Raw genomic sequence first — 2,908 nt, 5'->3', positions numbered from 1 at the left:
CACTGCCGCCATCCGGCGCGATGATTTCGGCCGAAACTACACCCCCTTTCCGGGTGTAGTCATGGACAAGGCCGGTGCGTTCATCGACCAACTCGGAACCCGAACGATAGGCAGCAGCGGCGACGGCTGACCGTCCCGCGCTGCGTGCTATCGGCTTCGTGGTTGCGTGGTAGATGGCGATGGCCTTTGCTCCTTATTCTGATTTTTGCTTTTGCCCCGCAGGGCGCGCTGACTCGGTACGAGTCGTAAGTGCGCACTTGCTGCTTTCGCTTCGCTCTCTTGCTGCGTGTTATCGTACCACGACATATCTGAGTGAGGCCGGAAAATGGCACAAACCATAGAGCAAAAAATCGCAGAAGCTGAAGCCAAGCTAAATCGACTTCGGCAGCAAAGCCGTCAGCTCGAGAACGGGCAAAAGATCATTCTCGGCGGCCTGCTGCTCAATGCGGCCCAGCATCAGCCCAACATCCGCAAATGGCTGCTCGACGAGGCGGCCAAGGTCGTGACCCGTGACGTGGACAAAAAGCGGTTGGCTCCGTTGCTGTACGAGCTGGCGAAAATGCCCCAGGAGCCGCAGCAATGAATCAAACCGATGAGTTTGTGATTGATGGTTCAGAGCCCACCAAACCGGGGCGAGGCGTTCGTCGTGTGAATTACACGCCACTGGCTGTGCTTGCTGGGGTGACGGTGGCAACGGTGGCGGCCTTGCTGGGCTATCGCGCTGGAAAGAAACGCGGGAAAGGGGGCTGACCCTGCCCCTTTGGTGCCAAACCGCTCTGTAGCCCTCTCAGGCGCTGCTGTCGTCATTGGTTGGCCCCAAGGGGTGAATCCGCCTCGATACCCTGATTACTCGCTTCCTGCGCCCTCTCAGGCGGCGATAGGGGACTGGTAAAACGGGGATTGCCCAGACGCCTCCCCCGCCCCTTCAGGGGCACAAATGCGGCCCCAACGGGGCCACGTAGTGGTGCGTTTTTTGCGTTTCCACCCTTTTCTTCCTTTTCCCTTTTAAACCTTTTAGGCCGTCTACAGGCCACGTAATCCGTGGCCTGTAGAGTTTAAAAAGGGACGGATTTGTTGCCATTAAGGGACGGATTTGTTGTTAAGAAGGGACGGATTTGTTGTTGTAAAGGGACGGATTTGTTGTATTGTGGGACGCAGATACAGTGTCCCCTTATACACAAGGAATGTCGAACGTGGCCTCACCCCCAATGGTTTACAAAAGCAATGCCCTGGTCGAGGCCGCGTATCGCCTCAGTGTTCAGGAACAGCGGATCGTTCTGGCCTGTATTAGCCAGGTGAAGAGGAGCGAGCCTGTCACCGATGAAGTGATGTATTCAGTGACGGCGGAGGACATAGCGACGATGGCGGGTGTCCCTATCGAATCTTCCTACAACCAGCTCAAAGAAGCGGCCCTGCGCCTGAAACGGCGGGAAGTCCGGTTAACCCAAGAGCCCAATGGCAAGGGGAAAAGACCGAGTGTGATGATTACCGGCTGGGTGCAAACAATCATCTACCGGGAGGGTGAGGGCCGTGTAGAACTCAGGTTCACCAAAGACATGCTGCCGTACCTGACGGAACTCACCAAACAGTTCACCAAATACGCCTTGGCTGACGTGGCCAAGATGGACAGCACCCACGCGATCAGGCTTTACGAGCTGCTCATGCAATGGGACAGCATCGGCCAGCGCGAAATAGAAATTGACCAGCTGCGAGAGTGGTTTCAACTGGAAGGCCGGTATCCCTCGATCAAGGACTTCAAGTTGCGAGTGCTTGATCCAGCCGTGACGCAGATCAACGAGCACAGCCCGCTACAGGTGGAGTGGGCGCAGCGAAAGACCGGGCGCAAGGTCACACATCTGTTGTTCAGTTTTGGACCGAAGAAGCCCGCCAAGGCGGTGGGTAAGGCCCCAGCGAAGCGCAAGGCCGGGAAGATTTCAGATGCTGAGATCGCGAAACAGGCTCGCCCTGGTGAGACATGGGAAGCGGCCCGCGCTCGACTAACCCAGATGCCGCTGGATCTGGCCTAGAGGCCGTGGCCACCACGGCCCGGCCTGCCTTTCTGCAGGGACTGCCGCTCCCGCTTTTGGGCCAGAAGCTCCTGCTTCTTGGCCTCTTTCTCACGCTGAACCTCATCCCGGGCCTGCGGTAGCCGCGCCGCCCACTCAGGACGCTCCTTCTGGAGTGTCCTTTCGGCGTCTCGCACAGAAAAACCGCCGCCCGGTGTCAGGTAGCACCGCACACGCTCAAGCCGCTTACGCAGGTCGTTCTCCCGCCCAACTTTCCACGCCTTAATGCGTTTGGCGGTAGCGCGCCATTCAGTCATGAGCTTCTCGTAGCTGCTGCGCTTGAACGCGGCCAACAGCCCGGTTGGCTCCACTGGACGCTTCTTCGCATGGTTGGCTTCGGCGTTCCGTCGTTTGGTGCTGATGGCCTGTATCTGCTGATCGACGCGGGACTCTAGACGCTCTGCCCGCTGCCGGTAGCCCATATACAACTCAGCCTTGCGCCCATCCCATGCCTTGACCAAATCAGCCGCGGGCAGGGCTTCAACCTGACGCGCCTTGGCCCGGCGCTCGCGCTCGGTTTTCAGGTCGATGATCTGCGCAGTCAGCCCTTGGCGCTGCTCGTTGTTGGCCATCACCTGCCGGTTTCCGTCGCCTCGATCGCTGATCCGGCCACGGCGCTCCATCTCGGAGGCCACTGGCCCGAGGTGGGTGGTCGCCTCACGGTCGATACCTTGATCCTTGAGGCTTCGGGCGTCGATCCGTTCGGTGCTGCCCGCTCGCTCCAGGGCGCGATTGGCGGTCTGCTCCCACAACTGCCGAATGGCCTTCACCTCGTCGGCGGCTGGGCCTAAACCCAGCTCCCGGCGTTTCTTGTCGGCCAGCTCGATGCTGGACTTGTCGCC

5 protein-coding genes are annotated in these 2,908 nt (G+C 59.3%); 3 read left to right on the top strand and 2 right to left on the bottom strand.

Annotated features, from left to right (window positions below; all coding sequences use genetic code 11):
• A partial coding sequence (locus tag GHO03_RS24050; protein ID WP_372241795.1) for a MobA/MobL family protein occupies positions 1 to 181 on the bottom strand: 181 nt, incomplete at its 3' end.
• Positions 182 to 325: 144 nt separating this feature from the next.
• Between GHO03_RS24050 and GHO03_RS24045 the strand changes: the two genes are divergently transcribed.
• The 3 genes from GHO03_RS24045 to GHO03_RS24035 all read left to right on the top strand — a co-directional run bounded on the left by GHO03_RS24045 (position 326) and on the right by GHO03_RS24035 (position 2,027).
• Positions 326 to 583, top strand: coding sequence for a hypothetical protein (locus tag GHO03_RS24045; protein WP_094995346.1), 258 nt, complete (start codon positions 326 to 328; stop codon positions 581 to 583).
• Positions 580 to 750 (top strand): hypothetical protein, encoded by a 171-nt coding sequence (locus GHO03_RS24040; protein WP_153400650.1) that lies wholly within the window; start codon positions 580 to 582, stop codon positions 748 to 750. Before GHO03_RS24045 ends, GHO03_RS24040 begins: the two co-directional genes overlap by 4 nt.
• Positions 751 to 1,193: 443 nt before the next feature.
• Positions 1,194 to 2,027, top strand: coding sequence for a replication initiation protein (locus GHO03_RS24035; RefSeq protein ID WP_212555998.1), 834 nt, complete (start codon positions 1,194 to 1,196; stop codon positions 2,025 to 2,027).
• On the opposite strand, the gene GHO03_RS24030 is transcribed toward GHO03_RS24035, so the two are convergent.
• Positions 2,024 to 2,908, bottom strand: an 885-nt coding sequence (locus GHO03_RS24030; RefSeq protein ID WP_178110370.1) for a MobA/MobL family protein, incomplete at its 5' end; no start/stop codon positions are given. The genes GHO03_RS24035 and GHO03_RS24030 overlap by 4 nt on opposite strands.

Source organism: Pseudomonas sp. FSL R10-1339 (assembly GCF_009600545.1).
Classification (GTDB): Bacteria; Pseudomonadota; Gammaproteobacteria; order Pseudomonadales; family Pseudomonadaceae; genus Aquipseudomonas; species Aquipseudomonas bubulae.
Note: the sequence above shows the minus strand (reverse complement) of the source record. Positions and strands in the feature narration are given on the sequence as shown.